The 24,516-nt window shown below is 60.6% G+C and carries 24 protein-coding genes and 1 pseudogene; 15 read left to right on the top strand and 10 right to left on the bottom strand.

The window, feature by feature from the left end:
* Positions 1 to 75 precede the first annotated feature (75 nt).
* The 4 genes from QYQ93_RS18935 to QYQ93_RS18920 are packed head-to-tail and all read right to left on the bottom strand — an operon-like array spanning position 76 to position 5,802.
* Positions 76 to 1,269, bottom strand: coding sequence for an EAL domain-containing response regulator (locus QYQ93_RS18935; RefSeq protein ID WP_338475254.1), 1,194 nt, complete (start codon positions 1,267 to 1,269; stop codon positions 76 to 78).
* Positions 1,256 to 4,054 carry an ATP-binding protein gene (locus QYQ93_RS18930; RefSeq protein ID WP_338475253.1) on the bottom strand — a complete coding sequence of 933 codons (2,799 nt, stop codon included), beginning with the start codon at positions 4,052 to 4,054 and terminating at the stop codon, positions 1,256 to 1,258. The genes QYQ93_RS18935 and QYQ93_RS18930 overlap by 14 nt, the downstream gene beginning before the upstream one ends.
* A gap of 57 nt (positions 4,055 to 4,111) precedes the next feature.
* Positions 4,112 to 5,095, bottom strand: a complete 984-nt coding sequence (locus QYQ93_RS18925; protein WP_043049341.1) for a fimbrial protein — start codon at positions 5,093 to 5,095, stop codon at positions 4,112 to 4,114.
* Between the two features lie 23 nt (positions 5,096 to 5,118).
* Positions 5,119 to 5,802, bottom strand: coding sequence for a molecular chaperone (locus QYQ93_RS18920; protein WP_338475252.1), 684 nt, complete (start codon positions 5,800 to 5,802; stop codon positions 5,119 to 5,121).
* A 204-nt stretch (positions 5,803 to 6,006) separates the two neighbouring features.
* On the opposite strand from QYQ93_RS18920, the gene QYQ93_RS18915 reads away from it, so the two are divergent.
* A complete protein-coding gene (locus QYQ93_RS18915; protein ID WP_338475251.1) occupies positions 6,007 to 6,528 on the top strand; it encodes a chemotaxis protein CheY in 522 nt (173 codons plus the stop codon).
* Positions 6,529 to 6,615: 87 nt separating this feature from the next.
* On the opposite strand, the gene QYQ93_RS18910 is transcribed toward QYQ93_RS18915, so the two are convergent.
* Positions 6,616 to 6,858, bottom strand: a complete 243-nt coding sequence (locus QYQ93_RS18910) for a hypothetical protein (RefSeq protein ID WP_052501140.1) — start codon at positions 6,856 to 6,858, stop codon at positions 6,616 to 6,618.
* A gap of 72 nt (positions 6,859 to 6,930) precedes the next feature.
* Complete coding sequence (locus QYQ93_RS18905) at positions 6,931 to 8,007, bottom strand: aldo/keto reductase (RefSeq protein WP_338475250.1); 1,077 nt, start codon at positions 8,005 to 8,007, stop codon at positions 6,931 to 6,933.
* Positions 8,008 to 8,222: 215 nt separating this feature from the next.
* Between QYQ93_RS18905 and QYQ93_RS18900 the strand changes: the two genes are divergently transcribed.
* The 4 genes from QYQ93_RS18900 to QYQ93_RS18885 all read left to right on the top strand — a co-directional run bounded on the left by QYQ93_RS18900 (position 8,223) and on the right by QYQ93_RS18885 (position 11,688).
* The gene (locus QYQ93_RS18900) at positions 8,223 to 8,855 is read left to right on the top strand and encodes a glutathione S-transferase family protein (RefSeq protein WP_043049345.1); all 633 of its coding nucleotides are present in this window, start codon (positions 8,223 to 8,225) and stop codon (positions 8,853 to 8,855) included.
* A 16-nt stretch (positions 8,856 to 8,871) separates the two neighbouring features.
* A complete protein-coding gene (locus tag QYQ93_RS18895; RefSeq protein ID WP_043049346.1) occupies positions 8,872 to 9,792 on the top strand; it encodes a LysR family transcriptional regulator in 921 nt (306 codons plus the stop codon).
* Complete coding sequence (locus tag QYQ93_RS18890) at positions 9,792 to 10,676, top strand: LysR family transcriptional regulator (protein ID WP_043049347.1); 885 nt, start codon at positions 9,792 to 9,794, stop codon at positions 10,674 to 10,676. The genes QYQ93_RS18895 and QYQ93_RS18890 overlap by 1 nt, the downstream gene beginning before the upstream one ends.
* Positions 10,677 to 10,755: 79 nt before the next feature.
* On the top strand, positions 10,756 to 11,688 hold the full coding sequence (locus QYQ93_RS18885) for a pyridoxamine 5'-phosphate oxidase family protein (protein ID WP_043049383.1): 933 nt from the start codon (positions 10,756 to 10,758) through the stop codon (positions 11,686 to 11,688).
* A 191-nt stretch (positions 11,689 to 11,879) separates the two neighbouring features.
* Here QYQ93_RS18885 and QYQ93_RS18880 read toward each other — a convergent pair whose 3' ends face one another.
* Together QYQ93_RS18880 and QYQ93_RS18875 are read right to left on the bottom strand one after the other, a co-directional pair.
* Positions 11,880 to 12,152: a DUF6124 family protein gene (locus QYQ93_RS18880; protein ID WP_043049348.1), complete on the bottom strand. Its 273-nt coding sequence runs from the start codon at positions 12,150 to 12,152 to the stop codon at positions 11,880 to 11,882.
* Between the two features lie 288 nt (positions 12,153 to 12,440).
* Positions 12,441 to 12,914, bottom strand: coding sequence for an Sbal_3080 family lipoprotein (locus QYQ93_RS18875; protein WP_043049349.1), 474 nt, complete (start codon positions 12,912 to 12,914; stop codon positions 12,441 to 12,443).
* A 317-nt stretch (positions 12,915 to 13,231) separates the two neighbouring features.
* On the opposite strand from QYQ93_RS18875, the gene QYQ93_RS18870 reads away from it, so the two are divergent.
* The 5 genes from QYQ93_RS18870 to QYQ93_RS18850 all read left to right on the top strand — a co-directional run bounded on the left by QYQ93_RS18870 (position 13,232) and on the right by QYQ93_RS18850 (position 16,287).
* On the top strand, positions 13,232 to 13,636 hold the full coding sequence (locus tag QYQ93_RS18870; protein ID WP_043049350.1) for a RidA family protein: 405 nt from the start codon (positions 13,232 to 13,234) through the stop codon (positions 13,634 to 13,636).
* 329 nt (positions 13,637 to 13,965) lie between these two features.
* Positions 13,966 to 14,628 (top strand): hypothetical protein, encoded by a 663-nt coding sequence (locus QYQ93_RS18865; RefSeq protein ID WP_338475249.1) that lies wholly within the window; start codon positions 13,966 to 13,968, stop codon positions 14,626 to 14,628.
* Positions 14,625 to 15,143 (top strand): hypothetical protein, encoded by a 519-nt coding sequence (locus tag QYQ93_RS18860; RefSeq protein ID WP_338475248.1) that lies wholly within the window; start codon positions 14,625 to 14,627, stop codon positions 15,141 to 15,143. The genes QYQ93_RS18865 and QYQ93_RS18860 overlap by 4 nt, the downstream gene beginning before the upstream one ends.
* Positions 15,140 to 15,646, top strand: coding sequence for a hypothetical protein (locus QYQ93_RS18855; RefSeq protein ID WP_043049353.1), 507 nt, complete (start codon positions 15,140 to 15,142; stop codon positions 15,644 to 15,646). Before QYQ93_RS18860 ends, QYQ93_RS18855 begins: the two co-directional genes overlap by 4 nt.
* A gap of 41 nt (positions 15,647 to 15,687) precedes the next feature.
* Positions 15,688 to 16,287: a hypothetical protein gene (locus QYQ93_RS18850; RefSeq protein ID WP_043049354.1), complete on the top strand. Its 600-nt coding sequence runs from the start codon at positions 15,688 to 15,690 to the stop codon at positions 16,285 to 16,287.
* A gap of 23 nt (positions 16,288 to 16,310) precedes the next feature.
* On the opposite strand, the gene QYQ93_RS18845 is transcribed toward QYQ93_RS18850, so the two are convergent.
* On the bottom strand, positions 16,311 to 17,798 hold the full coding sequence (locus tag QYQ93_RS18845; protein WP_043049355.1) for an aldehyde dehydrogenase family protein: 1,488 nt from the start codon (positions 17,796 to 17,798) through the stop codon (positions 16,311 to 16,313).
* Between the two features lie 235 nt (positions 17,799 to 18,033).
* On the opposite strand from QYQ93_RS18845, the gene QYQ93_RS18840 reads away from it, so the two are divergent.
* Positions 18,034 to 19,203, top strand: a complete 1,170-nt coding sequence (locus QYQ93_RS18840; RefSeq protein ID WP_043049356.1) for a p-hydroxyphenylacetate 3-hydroxylase oxygenase component — start codon at positions 18,034 to 18,036, stop codon at positions 19,201 to 19,203.
* 57 nt (positions 19,204 to 19,260) lie between these two features.
* Positions 19,261 to 19,734, top strand: a pseudogene (locus tag QYQ93_RS18835) (flavin reductase family protein); the annotation flags it as partial.
* 32 nt (positions 19,735 to 19,766) lie between these two features.
* Here QYQ93_RS18835 and QYQ93_RS18830 read toward each other — a convergent pair.
* Positions 19,767 to 21,089: a hypothetical protein gene (locus QYQ93_RS18830; RefSeq protein WP_338475247.1), complete on the bottom strand. Its 1,323-nt coding sequence runs from the start codon at positions 21,087 to 21,089 to the stop codon at positions 19,767 to 19,769.
* 217 nt (positions 21,090 to 21,306) lie between these two features.
* Between QYQ93_RS18830 and QYQ93_RS18825 the strand changes: the two genes are divergently transcribed.
* The 3 genes from QYQ93_RS18825 (at position 21,307) to feaR (ending at position 24,391) form a co-directional block, all read left to right on the top strand.
* Positions 21,307 to 22,806, top strand: a complete 1,500-nt coding sequence (locus QYQ93_RS18825; RefSeq protein ID WP_338475246.1) for an APC family permease — start codon at positions 21,307 to 21,309, stop codon at positions 22,804 to 22,806.
* Positions 22,769 to 23,335, top strand: a complete 567-nt coding sequence (locus QYQ93_RS18820) for a DUF3156 family protein (protein WP_338475245.1) — start codon at positions 22,769 to 22,771, stop codon at positions 23,333 to 23,335. Before QYQ93_RS18825 ends, QYQ93_RS18820 begins: the two co-directional genes overlap by 38 nt.
* A 114-nt stretch (positions 23,336 to 23,449) precedes the next feature.
* On the top strand, positions 23,450 to 24,391 hold the full coding sequence (gene feaR, locus QYQ93_RS18815) for a transcriptional regulator FeaR (protein WP_043049361.1): 942 nt from the start codon (positions 23,450 to 23,452) through the stop codon (positions 24,389 to 24,391).
* Positions 24,392 to 24,516 lie beyond the last annotated feature (125 nt).

Genomic DNA, 24,516 nt, shown 5'->3' with positions numbered 1-24,516 from the left:
GGTCCGCAGGCGCAGGAAAAATCGGCACTGGATGCTGCTTGCTCCTTTAAAGGGCAAGAAATCCGGGGCCGCCAGCTAGTGAGATGTCGCGGGGCCATCATTGTTCAGTAGTTGTTGAAATTGGTCTGAAGACACCGCATGGGAGATCAGGAAGCCCTGCACCTGATTGCAGTCGATTTTGCGCAGCAGCGCCAATTGCTGAGGGGTTTCCACGCCCTCGGCGACCACCGTCAGGCCCAACTTGCGGCCCAGCGCGATAATGCTCGCCAACGCCTGGGCGATGCCTTCGTTGTCGTGGCTGCCCTGCACCAGTGCCTGGTCGATCTTCAGTTCGGTAAACGGCGTGGACACCAGATTGAGGTAGGAGCTGTAGCCCTTGCCGAAATCATCCTGGGACAAACTGAATCCCTTGATCCGCAATCGACAGGCGCCGGCGTAGAAGTTGCTGATGTCTTGCGGCACCGAGCATTCCATCAGCTCAAAGCAGATCATTGCGGGGATGCCGTTGTGGTGCAGCACGAACTCCAGCAAGCGGTCTGCCAGGTCATGGCTGTTGAGCAAGTGGGTCGGCAGGTTGATCGACACTGGAATTTCATAGCCGCGCTGGCGCCAGTGTTCCTGGGCGTGGATCGCTTGCTTGAGCACCAGCCACAACAGCCGCTCCTCCAGTTCGAACGCCTTGATCGCCGGCAGGAACGCGGCAGGCAGCATCACGCCTTGCTCGGGGTGCATCCAGCGCACCAGGGCTTCGGCGGCGACAATACGGCCGTTGGCAAGGGATTTCTTCGGCTGGAACCAGGCCTGGAACTGGCCACCGCTCATGGCCTGTACCAGCGTTTGACGGTCGATGTCCATGTGCTCGGGCAATTCCGGAGAAGGTTTGTGCACCTTGTTCCTGAGTTGATCGACCAGTGTGCGCAAGGCCTCGGCGGTCACAGGTTTGGAGATCAGCCCGATCACTTCGACATCGAGGTTTTTTGCAACCAGGCTGGCCGCCATCAGCATGCGCCGTGACGCCGCGCTCATGATCGCCAGCGCCGGCTTGCAGCGTAGGCTGGCCAGGCACTGGATAAATTGCACGCCGTCCATGCCGGGCATCAGCAGATCGGTCAGCACCAGGTCGAAGTCCCGCTGGCGCAGACGCTTCAGCGCCTGGTTGCCATCCTCGGCGGTTTCGAGCAGGAAGTCTCCCAACTCGCTGAGCAGGTTCTGCAGGTAGATATGCTGCAGGGGATGGTCCTCGACAATCAGAATACTAAGGGGCTTCATGGGGGATCCGTGCATAAGGCGCCAGGGAGTTGAATAGAGCCCGCAACGCAAAAGGTTTGACCAGGCAATGGTTCATGCCGGCGGCCAGGCACAGGTCGGTCTCGCCGCGCATGGCGTTGGCGGTGGCCCCGATAATCGGCAACGGGCAGCCCTGTCGACGCAGTTCACGCGCCAGTTCATAGCCGTTGATATGGGGCATGTTCACATCCGTCAACACCACATCGAAGTTGCCGGCGCTGTACAGCTGCAACGCTTCTTGACCGTCGGCCGCCAGTTCCACGGTGCAGCCGAGTTCTTCGAGTTGGTCACGCAAAATCAGCTGGTTGATGATGTTGTCCTCGGCCACCAGCAGATGCAGGTTGAGTTTGTTCAGGTCCCGCTGGTGCGTTTGCTCATCGGCGCGGGCCACCCATAGCCCTTGCGCCTGGCTCACGGCCTGATGAATGGCTCCCAGGTGGTTGAGGTTGACGTGCCAGGCGCCAGCGTCGGCTTCTACGCAGGGGCAGGCATTGCTGCTCACGTGAATCACCGGCCCAGGCCACTCGGGCACCAGTAACGGGTCAACGCTGCCGGGGTGCACTTGCAACAGCAGGTGCGTGTCCGCCAACGTCGGCAAGCCCGCCTGGGCCCTGGCGCCCCAACGGCGCAACCAGCCGGCGATCGCGTTTGCCAGTTCCGGAATCGGCGAGGCCACGTAAATGGTCTCGGCCAGCAACGGTGTCATCGGTGCAACAGATGCTTCCTCCAACGGCAGGATCAGGCTGAAACTGCTGCCCAGGCCGAGTTCGCTGACCATGCGGATATTGCCGTTCATCAACTCCGTCAGACGCTGGCAAATCGGCAGGCCCAGGCCGGTGCCGGCAACCACATTGGTATTGCCTTCACTCTGGTAAAACGGCTCGAAAATCATCGCCTGGTCTTCCTGGGCGATACCTTTGCCGGTGTCTGAGACTTGCCACAACAGACTGGAGCGTTCGCCGTCGCGGCCCAGCACTTTGACCCGCAGCACCACGCGCCCATAGTCGGTGAATTTCACCGCGTTGTTGAGCAGGTTATTGAGAATCTGGCGGATGCGCGTCACGTCACCGATCAGCCGTTCCGGCAACTTGGGATCGAAGCAGGCGTACAGCTGCAGGCCCTTGGCGTGGGCCGCCGCGGCGTAGCCTTGGATGATTTCATGCACCAGGTCCAGCGGCGAGAACTCGCTCATCTCCAGTGCCAGCTGCCCGGCTTCGATCTTTGATACGTCCAGCACATCGCAGATCAGTTGCAGCAAGGTCGACGATGAGCCTTCGATCGCCTGCAGGTAGTCCTTTTGTTGCGCATCCAGTTGCGTGCGCGCCAGCAGTTCCAGGGTGCCGAGCACGCCATACAGCGGTGTGCGGATTTCATGGCTCATGGTCGCCAGGAACAGGGTTTTCGCGGCATTAGCTGCGTCCGCCGATTGCCGCGCCTCTTCCAGCGCCGCCTCGACCTGCTTGCGCGCGCTGATATCACTGAAGGCGCAAAACAGCACGTCTTCGCCTTTGTAACGGGTCGGTGCACTGCTCAGGTACAGGTGACGGCCGTCGATGGTTTCAAAGTAGTCACTGCGCTCGGAAGGGCCGTTGGCAAAGGCCTGCTCGATCCAGCCGGCGCGCAGCGCTTCGCGCTCCGGCCCGTTCCCCAGCCATTGTTGGGCCAGGGTGTTTTCCAGTACCACCTGGCCGTCGGTGCGGCGCAGCACGCACAGGGCCACGGGGGCGGTCTGGATCACATCGCGGCCGAAGGCTTCGCTTTCGATCAACGCCTGGATGCGATGGATCGACGGCAGGATGAAACGCTGGTCGACGCGGCGCATCACCAACCAGATCAGCGTCAGGCTGAACAGGCAAAACAGCAGCGCACCGAGCAGCTGTTTCCACAGGCCGGTGACCACCGCACGCAGGTCGATGGAGTACATCAACTGCCATTCAGAGGACTTCAGGTGTTTGCGAATCACCAGATGGTCGGGCAGCCAGCCGTTGCCGACAAAACCGAAAAAACTGTCTTCGCCGGGCCTCAGGTGTTGCTGGCTCAACTGTGTATCGGTGCTGTTGGTGAACACCAGCATGCCCTGGGAATTGAGCATCATGAACTCGCCGGCGCTCTGGTCGCTCAGGGTCGTGGAGACTTCCCTGCTTTCCATCTCCAGTCCGAGCCAGCCGGAGTCGCGATCACGCTCGTCCAGGCGAATGAAGATATAGAGGTGCGAGTGCTGTTCAGTCCTGTCGCTCAGCCAGAGCTCGTTGAGCGTGGCCGGGTCGGTGTGTTGCAGGGCCTTGAGGCGGTTGAGCATGCACTTGGAAATCGGCAATACCTGCGTGGTCGCATCGAACAGCCGCGTTACGTGCGGGTTGGAGCCGGTGTTGACGTAGAGCAGGTTGAGCTGCTTGGCCTTGAGGTAGTCGCGCATGCGCGCGGTCAGCCAGATGCTCCATTGACCGCCCGGGGTGTCCCCCAGCTCCAGGTGTTGTTCTTCCGCCGAAGAGGGATAGACCCTGGACTGCTTGCGCACTGCCGACAGGCTCAGGCTTTCGAGCAAGGCTTGGCGGTTGGTGAAAAACGTATGGGCTTCGGCTATGGCGCTGCTCATATAGCCGCGGCGCTGGGAAATGTCGTTGTTGAAGGTTGACAGCAGAAAGGTATAGACCCCGCCCAGGATGCCCACCAGCAGCACGCTCGCAAAAATACGAAGCAGCCTTCTGGCTGCTTCGGGTCGGGAAAGGACGGGGTTGATCTGTAGCAGGTAACTTTTCAATCGCATCGGCAGACTTTACGGCTGGGCCTTTGCCGGTGGCATAAGACGATCCTTAAAAATCGCCTACTTGTAGTACATATCCACTACCACGGCAGCGTCGAACGCACCTGGAATCGGCAAGGTGCGCCATTTGAGGTCTGCGCGGAATTCATCGTGGCTCTGGCCCAGGCCCATCAACTCCTGCAGCGTGAACCAGTTGTTGAACGGCAGTTGCTGCTGGCTCTCGGCGCGAGACAGTGAGATGCCGACCGAGCTGTTGTTGTCCGGCACCAGCAAGCCATTGTTCACACTGCCGCCGCCGGGCGTGGTGGCGAAGCGTGCGCTGACGGTATAGGGCGTGTCGCAGCCCTTGCGCAGGTTAAGGCTGAAGTTAGCGCTGCTGGCGACTTCACCGATCGCGGCCTTGCGCGAGGGCGTGGGGAAGTTGACCACGCTGGGGCTGATGGTCAGTTCTGGGGTGCAAGGCACGAAGCGGATATCGTTCATGCCGGTGACCACATAGTTGAAATTGCTGTTGGGTCGTGAGTTGAGCCCGCGCACCCCATCCAGTTGGAACACGCGGTAAGAGGTTAAGGTGCTGGCCTGGCCGCTCGGAGGGGTGGGGTCGTACTTCTCGATGAATACGCTGAAATTGAGCGTAAAGCGCGCCTTGTCCCAACCCACGCAATTGGACAAATTGCAGCCTCGGTCGGAGAAGAAGCCGGTACCCACCTTGCCGGTGCTTTGGGTAATCGGCTGGTTGTTATAGCGAATGCCCACGCGAATCCCGGTGCCAATACTCACGCTGGCCGGGTTGACATAGAAATACACTTCCTCACGGCCGTGGAGGTAGTCGTCCTTGCAGATCACGTTGGTCGAGCGAGGGCCGGACTCCCAGATAATCGTGCCGTTGGGGGCGTCGGCTGCCACCGCCAGCGCCGTACCCAGCGCTTCCTGGGTGATGATCGAGTTGGTGCCGTCCTCGCGGCAGGCCAGTGCATGGCTGGTGGCGGGCAGGACTGCACAGGCCCATATCAGTAGGGGTAAACAGCGTTTGGTCAGTGACATTGGTATAAATACCCTGTGTTCTATCAGTTGAGCGCCGCGCTATGCCGGGCTTGCAAACCGATATCGGTGATTTCGGTGAAATGGAGGGTGGTGCCTTTGGGCAAGGCGCCTGGTGCGGTCAGGGTCTTACGCTCGTGGGGCTTGAGCATCAGGTAGTCGCTGAGCGCCAGGTTGTCGGTTTGCAGGTTGACCAGTGACAAGTGAAAGGCGCTGGGGTTGTCGACGGTGACCGTACGCCCGTCGCTGCTCCATACCAACTGCTTTACGGCCTCGGCCGAACTGCCCTGGAGTGCGGGTGGCCGATAGAAAAGCTTGAGCCGCTGGCGAATCGCAAACTGAACGCTGTTGGCGTCTTGCGACTTCAGTGGAATTTCCATGATATTGAGCCAAAACAGCGATTCGCAATCGCTGGGCAAGCCTTCTCCGGCATACAGGATGCGCAGCTTGTGATGCTCCCCGGCGCCCAGTTGTACCAACGGCTCGGTGGCGGCAAAGGGCACGGTACGGCCGGTGGATTCGTCCTCGCCTGTGATCCAGGTTTGCACCACGACTTCCTGCGAGGCCTGGTTGACCACGCTGATACCGGCGGCGTTGTCCTGGCCGAAGTAGATCAGGCGTGTGCCTTCGATCTTCAGCGCCGCATTGGCAGGTGGAGACGCAAGCATCAGCAGCCCGCAGGCCACCAGTACCATTCTGAGTAGAAACATGAACACGGCAATTCCATGGTCGGGTAAGGGAACGCAGCCCATGGTAGGTAGTGGGTGGAGCTAAGGCTTTGAGGCGATTCTTAAAAGTACGGTGTGCCCCGGATTGCCGTTTCAGAATCGCCTTAAAGTCAGGTTTCACCCCTGACGGTTAATTTGTTCAGCGTTGAATGATCGACGCGGATGCCCAACTGTCAGGTTTACCCTATGTCCAATAAAGCGTTACGCCTTCTGATTGCCGATGCAGAGCTTTTGCAACGGATCAAGATTGAGAAAATGCTCAACCAACTGGGCTATCACCGCATCGCTCCGTTGAGTTCGTTCGACGAATTGCAGGCACTGACACGCTCGGGCGTCGTGGCGTTCGACTTACTGATCATCAACACCGCCCTGGTCCACTCGCGGCAGGTCAACCTATTGAAGTATTGCCATGACAACCCGTTGATCCGCCACACGCTGATCTATGACGGGCAATGTGCGCAACGTTCCGTGGTGTCGGTATCGGTGAGCCAGACCTTGCACCTGTCGTTGTCACAATCGCCCGACTTCAACTCCCTGCGTCGCTGCATGGAAATTGTCGATCCGGCGCACAGTTCCCCGCCCGTTGAGCGGCCGATACTGCGCACCGTGGACGGCCGGCCGCCCCAGGCTTCGATGAGCCCGCGGGCGTTCTATCAGGGCGACCCGACTGTGGTGGCATGTGCCGTGGGGTTGTTTCCCAAACGCTGATCGTATCGCGCAGCATCAATCAATAGGCGCAGCAGCGCATGGAACATCATGTCGCCCAGCAAAGGCAGCGCGGCGCACAATTGCAAATCAACCTTGCCCATCACCCTTGCGATCGATCCAATGGGTCTTGATGCCCTTGGCCCAGGCCACTGTATAAAAACAGCTGAGCAAGACGATGCCCCACTGCTCGGCATTGATCGACGACCAGAACCAGAACGGCTGGCCGGCCATGCCAAACAGGCACGCATAGCGGCGCACCTTCAAGCGTTTGCTCTGGCTGAACCAGATAGCGACGACGCCGAGGGCGGCGATCATGATTTGCGCGATCAAAGCCAGACTCCTTTGCTGGGGGCGTTTTGTTCAAGGGTGGGAATAGTGTGTTCCCACCTTTGAACCGCACTGTTATTTGTCCTTGCGCGCATCCATGGTCTTTTGATGCTCGGCCAGGAACGGCTGTTCCGCAGGATCAAAACGATCAATCCCGGCCGTAAAGCGATGCCAATAGGGATACAACGGCTGACGACGCGTAACAGCTTCGATGCGTGACGATTGTTCCTCGGTCAGCTTCAGCTCAGTCGCGGCAAGGTTATCGCGCAGGTGCTCTTCGGTGCGCGCACCGACGATCAGTGAAGTGATCCCCGGCCGATCCTTGAGCCAGGCCAGGCAGGTGCGGGCGACCGAGACGCCATGCTCGTCACCGACGGCGGCGAGGGTCTCGATAATATCCAGGGCGCGTTCCTGGTCATGCACATAGGGTTCCGGCCAGCCGCTGCCCTGGCGGGTATTGGCCGGTGGCTTGTGTCCGCGGCGGGTCGTGCCGGTCAGCAAGCCTTCACCCATCGGGCCCCATACCAAAGTACCGACGTGCTGGTCCAAGGCCAACGGCAGCAATTCGTACTCGGCTTCACGGGATTCCGGGGTGTAGTAGATCTGCTGCGTAATGGGCTTGAGCATGCCGTGCAGCTCGGCCTTGCCCAGGGTCTTCATCATCTGCCAAGCGGTGAAGTTGCTGGTGCCGAAGTAACGGATCTTGCCCGAGCCAACCAACAGGCGCAGCGCTTCGAGGGTCTCTTCGATGGGCGTCATGCCGTCCCAGTTATGCAGTTGGTACAGGTCGATATGGTCGGTGCCCAACCGCTTCAAGCTGGCTTCGCAGGCGCGGATCAGGTGATAGCGCGATGAGCCGGAATTGTTCGGGTTGCTGTCCACCGGACTGCGGCCCTTGGTCGCCAGCAGGATATCGTTGCGCTTGTCGCCCAGGGCCTTGCCGACTACCTCTTCGGCCAGTCCATGGGAGTAAAGGTCAGCGGTGTCGACCATATTCACCCCGGCGTCGAACGCGATATCGAACATGCGCCTGGCCAGGGGCACGTCCACCGCGCCGCATTTTTCGAACTCGGCACGACCGCCAAAGGGCACGGTGCCTAGGATGATTTCCGAGACCAGCAGGCCGGAATGACCCAGTTGTCGGTATTGCATGTCGCCTCCTACTTAACGTTGCACGTGAAGGTGTGAACGATGGGGAGGGCGATAGTTTGAATTTTTTTCATGAAATTGCGACGCCGGCGCGGAGAATTTCGGACAGGTGATTGTTTCGCCCAATGAAATGCTGGATTGTAAATTCTGGTCATTCCGCCGACTGAGGCGGCAGTGGAATATGCCTGGCGTCAATACCCATTCTTTTGGAGCTTTTCATGACCCAGCCTGCGATCAAATTTTATGGTTTTCCCCTGTCCGGTCACTCCCATCGGGTCGAGCTGATGCTCTCCCTGCTGGGCCTGCCCAGTGAATTTATCCTGGTGGACCTCAAGCAAGGTGCGCATAAAACGCCCGGATTCATCGCCAACCTCAACCGCTTCGGCCAGGTCCCGGTGATCGATGACGGCGGTACTGTCTTGGCCGACTCCAACGCGATTCTGGTCTACCTTGCCAGTACCTATGGCAAAGGGCAGTGGCTGCCAAGCGATCCCATCGGCCAAGCGCGGGTCCAACGCTGGCTCTCGGCCGCCGCCGGTCAACTCCATGCCGGGCCCGCCACGGCGCGCTTGGCCACGGTGTTTGGCGCCGAGGTGGATACTATCAGCGCAATCAACCGAGCCCATGCACTGCTGAACGTGATGGAGCAGCACCTGGGCGAGAGCCGTTTTCTGGCTGGTGATCAGCCAAGCATTGCCGATATTGCGTTCTATACCTACGTGGCCCATGCGCCGGAAGGCAACGTGTCGCTGGCCGACTACCCTAAGGTGCGTGCCTGGCTTGCCAGCATCGAAGCCTTGCCGGGGTTTGTCGCTATGCCGCGCACGGCGGTGGGGCTGCAATCACAGTAACGATCAAGAGGCGCCGATGGACCGATTTCATGAGATGCAGGTATTCCTGGCGGTGGCCGAGGAGGAGGGGTTTGCGGCTGCTGCGCGTCGCCTGAAAACCTCGCCACCCAGCGTCACCCGCGCCGTTGCAGCCATGGAGCAGCGCATCGGTACGCAACTGCTGGCGCGCACCACGCGCAGCCTGCACCTGACCGATGCCGGCCAGCGTTACCTGGAAGATTGCCGACGCATTCTCGCCGAACTGGAAGAGGCCGAGGAAGCGGCAGCGGGCAGTTACTCCATCCCCGGCGGCCACCTGACAGTGACCGCACCGGTGCTGTTTGGCGAGCTGTATGTGGCGCCTGTGCTGGGGGAGTACCTGGACCAGTTCCCCCTGGTGAGCATCAGTGCCTTGCTGGTCGACCGTGTGGTCAATATGGCCGATGAAGGCGTCGATGTAGCGGTGCGTATCGGCCATCTGCACGAACCCGGGCAGCAGGCGATCAAGGTCGGCGAAGTGCGCCGGGTGGTGTGCGCATCGCCGGCTTATCTGGACGAAAATGGGCGCCCGCAGTGGCCTGAGCAATTGCGAGAAGCCAAGATTGTCACCTCTTCGTCCAGCCAACTGGTCAGTGAATGGACGTTCGTCGACGCCGGGCGGCCGCTGAAGATAGCCATTGAGCCGCGTCTGAGCGTTACGGCGAACAATGCCGCAATCAACCTGGCGCGCCTGGGCTGGGGCATGACCCGGGTGCTGTCCTATCAGGTAGCGGCAGCGGTGGCGGCGGGTGAGCTGGAGCTGGTGCTGGAGGCTTTCGAACCGGCGCCGCTGCCGATCCACGTCGTGTTCCAGCAAAACGGCCGCATACCGGCCAAGGTCAACACCTTTGTGGATTTCTTAAGCCAGCGCCTCGGACAGGACGCGGCCCTCAATCCAGCGACGAAGCGTCGTGCCTGATGGAGCGCTTTCGCGATATGCAGTTGTTTGCCGCGCTGGCCGGGCAACCCAGCCTGGCGTCGGCGGCACGCCATGCCCGGGTTTCCGGCCCGACTCTGGTACGTGCGGTTGCGCGCCTGGAGGCACGCCTGCGGGTGGTGTTGCTGCAACGCAGCACACGCGGGGTCAACCTCACCGATGCAGGCCAGGCTTACCTTGCCGACTGTGTACGCCTGCTGGCCGCGGTGGACGCGGCCGAAGCCTCGGCCAACGGCGCCCATGTGCACGCCCAGGGCAACCTGCGGATATGCCTGCCGTTGCTGTTCAGCCGCTATGTGATGGCACCGCTGCTGGCTGGCTATATGGATCGCTACCCGGCGGTGCGTGTCATCGCCCATTACCACGACTATTACCCCAACCTGCACGAAGAGGGGTTTGACGTGGCGGTGTGGGTGGGTGAGCTGCCCAACTCATCGCTGATTGCACGACAGGTCGGCCAAGTGCGCACCCTGCTTTGCGCGAGCCCCACGTATTTGGCGGCCAGGGGCGAGCCCCGGCATCCGGCTGACCTCAAGCAACATCATCTGATTGCCAGCGCTGAAACGGTGCATTGGGGTTTCCCTCACTACACCCTCAAGGCCCGCGCACGCCTTAGTTGCGCCACGGTGCAAGGCGCGATCAATGCGGCAGTGCAGGGCGCGGGGGTGATTCGTTGCCTCAGTTACCCGGTTCACGATCACTTGATGAGTGGCCAACTGCGTCGTGTCTTGCCGGCCTTTGAACTGCCGCCACTGCCGGTGCATGTGATCTACCGCGAAGGCCGGCATGCGTCGATGCGCGTGCGCAGTTTTGTCGACTACTGCGTCACCGCGTTGCGCGAACATCCGGCATTTCAGTTGGCGTAATAGTGGATTGCCTGGGGTGGGCATTCTCTCGATGGCTGGGCAGGCGCAGCATCCGGTTATCCAACCAGAGGTGATCGCCATGAACTCGATCGAACAATCCCCTTGGCATGCCGGCGAACGGCACTTGCAGGAAAGTGCAGGCGTCGCCGAGCGCATGGCCATGATCGGGCCGAAGGTCATTCGTGATCATTTGCCCGAGCAGCATCGTGATTTTTATCCGTTGTTGCCTTACCTCGTTCTGGGTGTGGTGGATGAACAGGGTATTCCCTGGGCGACGATGTTGGAGGGCGCGCCAGGGTTCGCCCATTCACCGGATTCGCAGACATTGCAGATCGACAGCCTGCCGTCCAAAAGCGATCCCGCCTCGGCTGGCGTCACTCGTGGCGCGTCGGTTGGCTTGCTGGGCATCGACCTGGGCACCCGGCGTCGCAACCGCATGAACGGTCGGATCGGAGCGCTGGATCATCATGGATTTGCGATTGATGTGGTGCACACCTTCGGCAACTGCCCCAAGTACATCCAACTGCGTCCGGTCGAGGCTATAGCACGCAAGCCCGGCAACGACATCGAGCGCAGCACCAGCCTGGACACTGCCGCCCAAACGCTGATCCGCAACGCCGATACCTTCTTTGTCGCCAGCTACGTGGACCAGCACGGCGAACGCTCGGTGGACGTTTCCCATCGCGGCGGCGACACGGGGTTTGTGCGGGTGGAAGGCAACGTGCTGACCGTCCCCGATTTTGCCGGCAACCTGTTTTTCAATACCCTCGGCAACCTGCACGCCAACCCGGTGGCAGGGTTATTGTTTGTGGATTTTGAAACCGGCGACGTGCTGCAAGTGGCGGGACGTACAACGTTGATTCTCAGCGGGCCGCAAGTGGCCGAGTTCGAGGGCGCGCAGCGCTTGTGGACGGTGACGGTGGAGCACGTGGTCCGCCGTCCGGCAGCGTTGGCACTGCGCTGGCAGTTCGCGGAGTTTTCACCGCACAGCCTGGCGATGGGCACCTGGTAGCCTGGCCCGCGCTCCCAGGCGTAGCTACCTCACTGATGCAGTGAGATCAAATGTGGGAGGGGCGGTGCGACGATTCGACTTGCTCCCGATGAGGTGGTGTCAGTAGACACATTTGTGACTGACGCACCGCCATCGGGAGCAAGCCCCCTCCCACAGAGAACATCATTGCCTGTTGGGTTTGCGTTTGTTCATCAGGCCACCGGGCATTCCCGGTTCAGCGCTTCATCGACCAGCAACTGCGCAATCTCCATCATCTGCACCACTGCCAGCACTTGTTTGCGACCGTGACCCTCGAGCTGTTCGGCACAGTCGTAGGCACAGACAGTCGCTGACTCCAGCATTTCGCTGGCATTGCTCAGGGCGGCTTCAGTGCTGAGGCCAGGGCGGACGGTGAAGATGACATCGGGAGGTAGTTGCGGCTCATCCGAGTGGGATGGCGGGGGATTGGGTGTGACTTTCTTCATGGCGAAGCTCCTATGAATGAGCACCTCCATTTCGCTACCACACGAAGTAAGGAGGCGACTGTACACGGGGTGGTAGACCGGTCATAGAAACCCGGCAGGCCGAAGCCTCCCATGCACAGCCGCCACAAAGCAGCCCGCACAAAAAAACGCCCTCGAGCGTTTTGGGGTCTATGAAAGAACTGGGCTACCACACCCATTCGCTGATTTTGCAGCGGCCCGCGAAGGTTAGCGGTGAGGCTCATCGGACGCAACCCGAAGTTTGTGTAAGAGCCGTCTGACGAATTCAGTCTATGGAAGGCGGTTGGCCTGACCCGCAGTTTTGCCGTAGTCGGTGTTGGGAAACAGTTGGTTGGTCATCTCGATGATCTTGCTTTGTGCATCAATAAACTTGCCCATTCGGGCGCCGCCGGAGGTTGAGTCATACAATGCCTGTCCGATCCGCCGACCGTTCTCGAACACCTGAATATCGGCGAAGCTCATATACAACGCCATGTCCCAGCTCCATGTACCGATGTAAGTGGTCGACAGCGCGCAATTGGCTGGCGGGGTGCCTGGCGGTAACTCGCGGGTTTGAAAGCCTTTGCTGCGCAATTGGGCTGTGTAGGTGGTGTTGAAGCCTTCACGCAAGCCGGCAGCGGGGATCATGCAGATTTCAGGGGAGTGAACATTAGAGGCGGGAACAGGTGTGACGGTTTGCGTGATGCTGCAGCCGGTGAGGGCGATGCAGGCCAGTACGAAAGCGAGGGCTGTTATCCGGCGCATTGCGACCTCCATGTCATGAGTAGTGGCTGGATGATAGCAGTGATCGTCCAGCGTTGAGCACGATGGTTCGGGTGCAGCAGATCAAATGTGGGAGGGGGCTTGCTCCCGATGGCGGTGGGTCAGTTACATATGTATTGGCTGACACTACCTCATCGGGAGCAAGCCCCCTCCCACAGTGGGATGTCATTGCTTGTTGAATTTGCGTTTATTCATCAGGCCAGCGCTTCACCCATGAACATGTTGCTGGATGTTGAACCGTCAGCGTGGGCAGTTTCTCTGGGTTAGCCTTGTTTTCTTAATGCCAACAAGGACTCGTCATGCAAAGAAAGGTCATTAATCCCACGACGGTATTCAATTCGCTGCAATACGGTTTCAGCCAGGCCATGGAAGTGCCGGATGGTCGGCGGATCATGCTTTCCGGGCAGGTGGGCGTGGATGCTCAAGAGCGCACTGTGGGCCCTGGCATTGCCGAGCAGACCGCCACGGCGTTGGACAATGTCGAGAAGGTGCTGGCTGAGGTGGGTGGCGATCTGTCCCATGTGATCATGCTGCGGTTGTATATCGTCGAATCTGCCCGGGAGCAGCAGGAACCGATTGCTGAAGCGCTGCGCCAGCGCTTCGCGCATAACCCGCCGCCGTCTTCGTGGATCATGGTCAGTGGGTTATCGTTGCCGGAATGGTTGATCGAGGTTGAGGCAGAGGCGGTGGTTCCGTTCAGTTAGGCGAGCGCTTTTTTGAACGTGGGTAGGGTAAAGGTGCACGTGCGATCCAAAGGTGGGAGGGGCGGTGCGACGATTCGACTTGCCCCCGATGAGGTAGTGTCAGCCAATACATCTGTGACTGACCCAACGCCATCGGGAGCAAGTCGAATCGTCGTACCGCCCCTCCCACATTTGATCTGCGCTGCTTTGAGCATCATTTGTAGTCAAACCCCGATTCCCGCCGTACCATTCGCCCCCTCGCAGTGACGTGAGGCGCAGCGCCAGGAAGGCTCATCCCATATTTGTCCTGACGGCTGCAGTGTACTTTTTGCCAGCGTTCAGGATTCGATATGTCTTGCTTCTCCCGGCCTTTGGCCTTGTTCTTGATCACGGCGGCCCTGACGGGGTGCGGTACTCAGCCCGCCTCGCTGGTCAGCCAGCCGTTGCAGCCTGGCCCCCAGGAACCGGTCGCTTATGTTGTCGGGTCGATCGGCCCGCAGAGTCTCAGCGCGTCCCCAGCACCTAACCAGCGTCTACTGTTTCGCAAGCGTGGTTCCGAATTTGGTGCCGCGGCGATATGGGTCGGTGCGGGGCGCCAAACCCCTCAGGATGTGAAGGATGCGGCCGGTGCCGCCAGTATATTTGTGCTGGCGCTCAAGCCTGGGGATTACGAGTTTTATGATTTTCAGTTTTTCTCCAGCAGTTACTCACCGACTCTGGGGACCACCTATACCTCGGTGCAGGCGCGAGAGAAGTTCAACCTGCCACTGCGCCTGAAAGCCGGCAACGCCTATTACCTCGGTGAGTTTCGCTCGTTATGCCTTGGAGCCTCCCTGTGTGCCTTCCGCTGGCGCGATCAGCAAGCTCGTGACGAGCTGCTTGCGCGCCACTATGTTCCGGGCTTGCCGACTCTGGAGTTGCTGCCCCTGGATTATCGCAGCGCCGCCCCTTACATCATCGCGCCTCTGCCAGCCGGCGCGGGCCAGAACACCCTTCACGAGACACGTCCATGAACCGCTTTATGACCCTCGGCGCCCTGACGCTGCTGACGGGGTGTGCAACCACCCATACGCTGCCTGAGCGTGCATTGCCGGATGGCAAGGAATACCTCAAGCCGATCCACGTTATGATCGATGATCCGCTCAATGCCGCACTCATCCGTAATCAGTTGCGCGAGACCGGGGTGTTTCGCAGTGTCGAAACCGGCAGGGGCAACCCGGGGGATTATTCAGTATGGGTGCGCTACAACATCCAGCGTGATATGCCGCCTTTCCCCTTGGTATTGCTGAGTGCGGCAACCCTGTTTCTAATGCCCCTTTCCGTGACCGTCGACACCACCACCGAGTTCTCCCTGCAGCACGATGGAAAGCAGCTCAAGCAGTACAGCTACCGCAACGTCACCCACAAATACTCCTGGCTGCTGGATGGCCCCGGCGGGATGGAGCTACAGAGCGGTCATCGTGTCGCACGTGCTTTTGCCGAGGATGTACAACGCGACGGCTTGCTGCCCGAGGAGCACGCACAATGATCAGGACTACGCTACTGGCTGCCGTGCTGTTGCTCGGCGGTTGCGGTACCGCCCTCAAACCGTTGGACTACAAGGCAGAACGTGCCTATGTGCCGATGAGCGTCACAATGCCGTCGCCCACGTCGAGGTTTGAACAGCAGACCCAGCGCGAGGTCATCCAGCTGTTGCGTGACACAGGTGCCTTCAGCTTTATGGATGGCGGCTTCAGCAAGACCGGCTACAGCTTGTTGGTCGATCAACGCGGCGGTAAAGGTGCCGGTGCGCTCCCGGCGATACTCGGCGCGCTGACGCTGCTGACCGTGCCGGTGCCCTACACCTATGAGCGCCAGTTGCACGGCTCGCTGTACAAGGACGGGCACCTGCTCAAAACCTATGCCTACAAACGCGGTGGCTGGACGGCCACGACCTGGTATATCCCCATGACCGAGCCCCGCAGTGAAAGCGAAATGTTGAGCGACTTGATGCGGGATCTGGACCACGATCGCTTGATTCCTTATCAGTGACAGTTGGGTATTTTAATTAGTCTTAATAGAGGAATTCACGGATGAATTACGCGTTGTTGTTTGGCTTGGAGGTGCAACTGGGCTTTTTGGTGATGGCCTTTGTGTTGGTGATGGCGGTGATTGGTTTCATTCTTGACAAAGACACCACGCCGCAAGTTGTCGTGGCGACTGGCGTTGCGCTGATTTCGATTGCCGCGTGTGCCGTGGTCTCTATCGACGCATTCAATGGGCTGGCGCAGTCACTACATGAAAAAGGCAAAATCAGCGGTGATCTGTTTGACCAGGTCAAACACCGTTCCAACCTGTTCCTGTTTGTTTTCCCGTTTGTAACCGCCGCCATCGGCACGAACCTGATTTCCGATGTGCTGACCAAGAAGTTGCATTATGAAAAAACCTTGGGTCCTGTGGATTTGCTGCAAGGGTGCTGGGAGCTTCTGACAATCCTGTTCGGTGTGGTTATTTTGCCGTTTGTTGCGATTGGCTTGGTGCCCTTCCTGCTGGTCGATACGTGGAAGCGCCACGTCACCCGTTATATGGAAGTCGTTGGCGCAGTAAACCGCCATCTGCAACTCAAGATGCTGAAGGCCGACATCATTTCCAGGAATCTGTTTCGTGGCCCACCAGCCAAACCTGAGCGCTGATTCCGGTCGCCGGCACTCAGTCCTTAATACCGAATCATCACCGACTTAAGCTCGGTGTAATCCTCAATAAATGCACTGCCAAACTCTCGCCCAACCCCCGAAGACCGGCTGCCGCCAAACGGCACAGCCGGGTCGAGCAAGGTGTGCATGTTCACCCACAAGGTGCCGGCCTTGATCGCCGGGATCAGGCGCAGGGCTTTACCCAAATCGTTGGTCCACAGGCTGGCGCTCAAGCCGTAGGGCCCGTGGTTCATCAGCGCCAGCAGTTCGTCTTCGTCATCGTAGGGCAGGAAGGTGGCGATGGGGCCGAAGGTTTCTTCGTTGAGCAGGGTGTCGTGCAGGTGGTTGGCGAGGATCACCGTGGGTTCGACGTAGCAACCAGGCCGGTCGATAAGGTGGCCGCCATGGATGATCGTGTTGTTTTCGGCGCGGGCCTGGTTGAAGTAGCCGAGCAGTTTCTGCTGGTGTTGCTGGTGCGTGACCGGGCCGAATTCGGTGTGTTCGTCCAGGGGCGAACCGATGTTCAGGCGGCTCAGGCGCGCTTTGAGTTTTTCCAGCACGGCGTCGATCTGCGAGCGGTGCACGAAAAAGCGTTCAGCCGCCGCGCAGATTTGCCCGGCGTGCAGGAAGCCCGCCTCGATGATGCCGTCCACTGCCTTGTCCACGTCCATGTCACGCAGGAAGCCCGCAGCATTCTTGCCACCCAGCTCCAGGGTTGCACGGGTCAACCCGGCACCCATGGCGCTGCGGCCGACGGCGATGCCGGTGGGCACTGAGCCGGTGAAGGACACTTTGTGGGTGCCTGGGTGTTCCACCAGCCCCTTGCCGACATGGCCGCCGCCGGTCAACACATTGAGCACCCCCGCCGGTAACCCCGCGTCGATCGCCAGTTCAGCGATGCGCAGCAGGGTCAGCGGCGTGAACTCGCTGGGCTTGATGATGATGCTGCAGCCGGTCACCAGCGCCGAGGCGAGTTTCCAGATGGCGATCATGGTGGAGAAATTCCACGGCACAATGCCAACCACCACGCCCACCGGTTCGCGCAGGGTGAAGGCGGTGTAGCGCTCGCCATTGAACGACGGCAGCGATGGGGTCAGGGTCTGGCCGCTGAGCTTGGTGGCCCAGCCGGCGTAGTAACGCAGGAAATGCGCGGCCTGGTCGACCTCGAAAGCGCGGGAAATCTGGATGATCTTGCCCGACTGGCAGGTTTCGATCTGCGCCAGTTCTTCACGGTGCTGTTCCAGCAGGTCGGCCAGTTTCAGCAGCACGTTGCCACGGGTGGCGGGGGCGGCCTGGGACCAGAGTTGGAAACCACGGTTGGCGGACGCAACCGCTGCGTCGATATCGGCCAGGTCAGCATCGGCGACTTCGGCGATCACCTGGCCGTTGGCGGGGTTGGTCACGCTCAGGCTTTCAGCGGCGTGGCTGCGCACGTTGACACCGTCGATAAACACCCCATGGCGGCGACGCAGAAAGGCTTCGACTTGGGGCAGCAGCGGGATATCGCTCATGGCAGGTTCCTGGCAGTTCATAGAGAAAACCCGAGGGTAACCAACGCACCGATAAGCGGCTTGACTGTGCCTGCCAGGTTTTATGCCTGTGCATGCCGCACCTGTGAAAAGTACAAGTTTGCCTGCCGAATGTGCATTCTCCGCCTGCGTGAGCCGTTCGATACTGGCCCTGTATCCCGCGCCGCTCCGCAATCCGGAGCGCCTGCCGGACTTCCAATAATAAGCAGGGCCGTCCATGAAAAAGCCAAACCCGCTCCTCGAAGACCTCAAGCCCCTCCTGCCGGCCATCGCCGCCAATGCCGGCTGCGCCGAACAGCTGCGCCAAGTGCCGGATGAGAATATCGCCTTGCTCAAAAGCATCGGCCTGCATCGCGCCTTTCAGCCCAAGGCGTACGGCGGCCTCGAGCTGTCATTGCCCGAATTCGCCGACTGCATCGCCTTGCTTGCCGGCAGTTGTGCCAGCACCGCCTGGGCCATGAGTTTGTTGTGTACCCACAGCCATCAGCTGGCGCTGTTCTCGGCTCGGTTGCAGGAGGAAATCTGGGGCGCCAACCCGGATGCCACGGCCAGCAGCAGTATTGCGCCGTTTGGTCGGGTCACCGAGGGCGAAGGCGGCGTGTACTTCAGCGGCGAGATGGGTTGGAGCAGCGGCTGCGACCATGGTGAGTGGGCAATTGTCGGCTGCCGCCGCCAGAATGCCGAAGGCACCCAGGATTACTGCTTTGCCGTGCTGCCGCGCAGTGACTATCAGATTCGCGACGACTGGTTCGCTGCCGGCATGAAAGGCAGCGGCACCAAAACCCTGGTCATCGACAACGCCTGGGTGCCCGAGCACCGTATCCAGAAGGCCAAGGACATGATGGAGGGCAAGTCCGCAGGCTTTGGCCTCTACCCCGACAGCCAGATTTTCTACGCACCTTATCGGCCGTATTTTGCCAGTGGTTTCTCCACCGTCAGCCTTGGTGTGGCCGAGCGCATGCTCGACGTGTTCCGCGAAAAAACCAAGACCCGGGTGCGCGCCTACACCGGTGCCGCTGTGGGCGCCGCCACCCCGGCGTTGATGCGCCTGGCCGAGTCCACCCACCAGGTGGCCGCCGCCCGGGCGTTCCTGGAGAAGACCTGGCAGGAACACGCTGAACACAGCGCCGCCCAGCGTTACCCGACGCGCCAGACCCTGGCGTTCTGGCGCACCAACCAGGCCTATGCCACCAAGATGTGCATCGAAGCGGTGGATCGCCTGTTCGCTGCCGCGGGTGGCAATGCCTGGTTCGAACATAACGAGATGCAGCGCCTGTTCCGCGATTCCCATATGACCGGCGCCCATGCCTACACCGACTACGACGTCTGCGCGCAGATCCTCGGCCGTGAGCTGATGGGCCTGGAGCCCGACCCGAGCATGGTGTAGTCGCGTATTCCTCCATAACCATCAGGGCGGCCAATAGACGCCACCCGGGAGCCTTGCATGTCTGACGTTTTCGACCCGCGTGCCTTTCGCCGCGCCCTGGGCAACTTCGCCACCGGCGTGACCGTGGTTACCGCCGCCACCGCTTCCGGGCGCAAGGTGGGCGTGACCGCCAACAGTTTCAACTCGGTGTCCCTCGACCCGCCGCTGGTGCTGTGGAGCATCGACAAACGCTCCAATAGCCATGAGGTGTTCGAGGAGGCCAGCCACTTTGCCGTGAATGTGTTGGCGGCCGACCAGGTGCACCTGTCCAACAACTTTGCGCGCCCCCGTGAAGATCGCTTCGCCCTGATCGAATACGAGCCGGGGGAGGGCGGCTCGCCGGTGTTCGCCGATTGCTCGGCGCGCTTTCACTGCGAGAAATACCAGCAGATCGATGGCGGCGACCACTGGATCATGATCGGCAAGGTGGTGGCCTTCGATGATTTTGGCCGGGCGCCGCTGCTCTATCATCAAGGCGCTTATGCCGAGGTGCGGGCGCTGCCTCCGTGCGCGCCCGACGGGGTTCAGAACGGTACGGCCACCACCAGCTGACTGTAGACATTGGTGCCGTTGCCGCCGACCTGGTTGCCGCCGGTGTCGGCATCTTTGTCGGGTTTGTACAGCCCCAGCAGCGGCGTGATGATCAGGTGTTCATTGACGGCCCATTCGGCGTACAGGTCCAGTTCGCGGCCATCCAGGTTCAACTGGCCGCGGGTGCTGACGGTGTTGTAGTCGAAGAACAGCGCGCCGAGGGTGAGGTTCTCCAGCGGCTTGGCCTTGAACGCCACGTGTTGCACCGCTGTGTTGCTGTTGTAGGGGCCGGAATAGTTGCCCGCCACTTCGCCCTGTACCCAGGTGCCATAGCCGCGGTTGAAGCCTGAAAACATGCCGTCCCAGTTTCTTGAATAACGGGCGTAGCGGTAGGTCAGGTCCGGTGACCAGGGCAGGTCGGCGAAGGTGTAGCCGGCTTCGGCGTAGCCGGCGCTCTGCTGGCTGTCGCGGCGGTCCTGGCGCGCCAGTTCGAAGGCGAAGTGGGCGTTGTCGATGCCCGCATTGCCGGCGCCACGCACGCTATAAAGGTTCATGCCTTTGCGCTGGCGTTGCAGGTCGGTGGCGAAACGCTCATCCACGTCGATCCCGTGAATATAGGTAAGCCCCAGGGTACCCGGCGCGGCGCTGTACTCCAGGGTGCCCGCAGCCATTTCGGTCCTGGCTTGGGCGCGGTTGTCGGACTTGATCCACATCAGGCTGCCATGCACGCCATCCTTGCCGCCCAGGCGAATGACCGCTGTCTTGTCGAAAGCATGGCGCGCGGCGATGTAGTAGGCGCCGCCGCGATTGAACTCCCCATCGCCCACGCCATTGCCGAGGTTGGGGCCGTCGTCGTTGATGATAAAACCGTCGCCCAGCATGATGATCTGGCGGCCGAACGACAGGTCTAGGCCGTCCTTGCCCAGCGCCGGGAACAGCTCGCCGGAGCGCCAGCCGGCGAAGGCCTCGTCAAACTTGGTGGTGCGCTCGGTGCCATTGGTGACCCCGGACGCATCGCCATCGCCCCAGGTGCCGGAACTCACCAGATTGGCCGTGCCATACACGCCGCCCAGGCTACCCAGGTTTTGCTCGACGCTCAGGCCGTACTTGATGAACGCCTCGCGCCAGGTGGAGCCGCCCCGGCGGCCGTCGTAGTTTTTCGGACTGTTGAACATCCCATACACAGCGAGGAAGTTTCCCGTGACCTGGGTGTCGGCATCGGCGTACAACTCGACGGCATGAGCTTGCCCGGCCAACAGCGCGACGCCTATGACGACCGCTTGGCGCAGAGGGCGATTTTTCAGTGTGTGCTCCATTGTTATTGTCCCCATCTTGGTTAAGAGTGAGGGCGCATTAGGGCGAGGGGCGTCAAGCCAAGTCTTTGCCATGCGTGCCAGGGAATTGACCCTGGCCGCCAGGTGCTACGCCGTGGCAGGCAGCTACAAAACCAGCGGCAGACAGGGGCAAGACGATCAACGCGGGTGGGGCGCAGAGTGCCGACACACTAAAAAAACCGCTTTCGAGGACCCCACCATGTCGATCAACGACCGACTCACCGCGCACCTCAACCGAGGCACGGTAGGTTTCCCCACCGCGTTGGCCAGTACCATCGGCCTGATCATGGCCAGCCCGGTGATACTCACCGCCACCATGGGCTTCGGCATCGGCGGCAGTGCGTTTGCCCTGGCAATGCTGATCGCCGTGGTGATGATGCTGGCCCAGGCGACCACCTTTGCCGAGGCCGCCTCGATGCTGCCCACCACCGGTTCGGTGTACGACTACATCAATTGCGGCATGGGCCGGTTCTTCGCGATCACCGGCACCCTGTCGGCGTATCTGATCGTGCATGTGTTCGCCGGCACCGCCGAAACCATCCTCGCCGGGGTCATGGCCCTGGTGAACTTCGAACACCTCAATACCCTGGCAGAATCGGCCGGCGGCTCATGGCTGCTGGGCGTGGGTTTCGTGATCGTGTTCGGGGTGCTGAACGCCTTCGGGGTCAGTGCCTTTGGCCGCGCAGAGATCATCCTTACGTTCGGCATGTGGACCACCCTGATGGTGTTCGGCGTGCTGGGCTTGATCGCCGCGCCAGCGGTGCAACTGGACGGCTGGTTCGGGGAGTCGCTGGTGGGCACTGACCTGGTCACCGTGTTGTCGCTGGTGGGCATGGCGATGTTCATGTTCGTCGGCTGCGAGTTTGTCACTCCGCTGGCACCGGACCTGCGCCAATCGGCCAAGGTGATGCCACGGGCGATGATGCTCGGGCTGATGGGCGTGGCGACGTGCATGTTCATCTATGGCGCCGCGATGAAGCGCCAGGTGGAAAACGTGGTGCTCGACGCCGCCTCCGGTGTGCACTTGCTCGACACACCCATGGCCATCCCCCGGTTTGCCGAACAGGTGATGGGGCAGGTCGGCCCGTTGTGGCTGGGCATTGGCTTCCTGTTTGCCGGCGCTGCAACCATCAACACCCTGATGGCTGGCGTACCGCGCATCCTCTATGGCATGGCGGTGGATGGCGCGTTACCGAAGGTGTTCACCTACCTGCACCCGCGCTTCAAGACACCGCTGCTGTGCATCCTGGTGGCCATGCTGATCCCGTGCCTGCATGCGCTGTACCTGGGCGGTAACACCGACAACATCATGCACCTGGTGCTGGCGGCGGTGTGCGCGTGGAGTTTTGCCTACCTGCTGGTGACGTTGTCGGTGGTGATCCTGCGCATTCGCCGTCCGGACTTGCCCCGGGCGTACCGTTCGCCGTGGTTCCCGCTGCCGCAGGTCGTGTCGAGCATCGGCATCCTGCTGGGCATGTGGTTTATCACTCCGCCCGGCATGAACCCGGCGGATATCTATGTGCCGTTCGGGGTGATGCTTGGCGTAACGGCGACCTACGCGTTGTTCTGGACCCTGGTGGTACAGAAGGTCAACCCCTTCAAGCCCGCCTGCGTCGAGGAGGTGTTGGCCAAGGAATTCAGCCATGAACCGGGACATGCCCATGAGCCTTATAGCGACTTTGCGGCAAAAACTGTTTGACCTGTTCAGCGCTGATCGCGCACCGAGCGGCTATCGACCCGGGGTGACCCTGGCGCGTTTGCGGCGTGATCTTGGCCTGGCGACACTCGACGTGGATGGGGCGGTATTTGAGCTGGTCGAGCGCACCGAATCGCAGTTGTTGATGCATCTGGTGATGACGGAGTTCGTGTTGCACGTGCCCACGCCTACCCCAGGGGCGGGCAGCTTCGAGGTGCACCATGGCGGGGCTATTCGGCGCAACGGCATCCGTGTGCGGCAGCGTTCTGGCAACCAGGCCCAGGGGCTTGAACTGCAGGCGCGTTTGCTGGCGGACAAAGGGTTATTCGAAGCGCTGATGCCTCTGGATTTCAAGCGTCTGCGTATCGACCTCAAGGACCAGCAATGGTGCGTGCGCCTGGAGCATATGGGCGGCAGCGAAGTGGTCAACCGCATGCCGGCGTTTCGGCGTTATATCGCTGTAAGCCCGGAGCAACGCAACTATTTACTGGCGGCGTTGGCTGGCATGAAGCGGGTACTGTCGAATGTCTGATTGGCATCATTAGTGCTTCTGCAAAGGCCAAACGAGTTGTTGTTGCGCGCACATAGATAACATGTTAACTATTGCACCAGAACAACAAAAAGAACGCCACTGCGGAGACACCCCATGAGCATCCCACAGCATGCACCCGACGGGCTCGACAGCTGGAACCGCGAACTGCGCGCCGCGTGCGGCCACTTCGACACCGAACTGGCCTTCAACCGTTCGCTGTTTATCGGCGAGATCCACAACCTGCCCCGTGGCCTGGCGATCCTGCGCACCAATGCCGGGCTGATCAAGCGCCTCACGCACCATGCCGACCACGACAACGACCAGGAATGTTTCCTGGTCAGCCAGCGCAGCGGCTATGCGCAGATCACCCAGAACGACCAGACTGTGCAACTGGCCCCTGGCGAGATGCTGCTGATGGACTCGGTAGGCTCCATCGAAATCACGCCCTTCGGCTTGATCGAACACGCCTCGTTGTCCCTCTCGCGCACTGAGGTGTGCAAGCACCTGCGCGGCCAGGCGCGGGCCTTTGGCAAGATTTCATCGACCAAGGCCTGTGGGCGCATGTTGCATGTGCTGATGGATCAACTGTGCAAGGACGATACCGAAGACAACGCCACGGAAGTGGAAGCACTGCAAGCGGCCTTCGTGTCACTGTTGGGGTCGGCGCTGGAGCAGGGCGATGAGTGCCACGAAGGTGTGGCCTCGTTGCAGGGCAATAACCTGCGCAGCTATGTGCAAAAAGTCATCGATGAGTCACTGGGCCAACCTGGCCTGAGCCCGATTGGCCTGGCCAACCGCCTGAATATCTCGGTGCGGCACCTGTACCGCTTGTTCGAGGAACAGGACGACAGCGTCTGCCGCTACATCCAGCGGGCGCGGCTCAAGCGCAGTGCGGACGACTTGACCAATCCGTTCCTGCGCAGTGAATCGATCACCTCGATTGCCTACAAATGGGGCTTTACCGACTCGGCGCATTTCAGCCGATCGTTCAAGAAACAGTTCGAAGTGTCGCCCAAGGATTTCCGCACCAGCCGGTTGCAGGCGGTGGGGGCATAAACAGGTCCTTCAGGCTGCAGGAGATCCAATGTGGGAGGGGGCTTGCTCCCGATAGCGGTCTATCAGCTATACATGTGCTGGCTGATGCACCGCTATCGGGAGCAAGCCCCCTCCCACATTGAACC

This window comes from Pseudomonas khavaziana (assembly GCF_036704165.1).
In the GTDB taxonomy this organism is placed as follows: Bacteria; Pseudomonadota; Gammaproteobacteria; order Pseudomonadales; family Pseudomonadaceae; genus Aquipseudomonas; species Aquipseudomonas khavaziana.
This window is presented reverse-complemented; position numbering and strand designations above follow the sequence as displayed.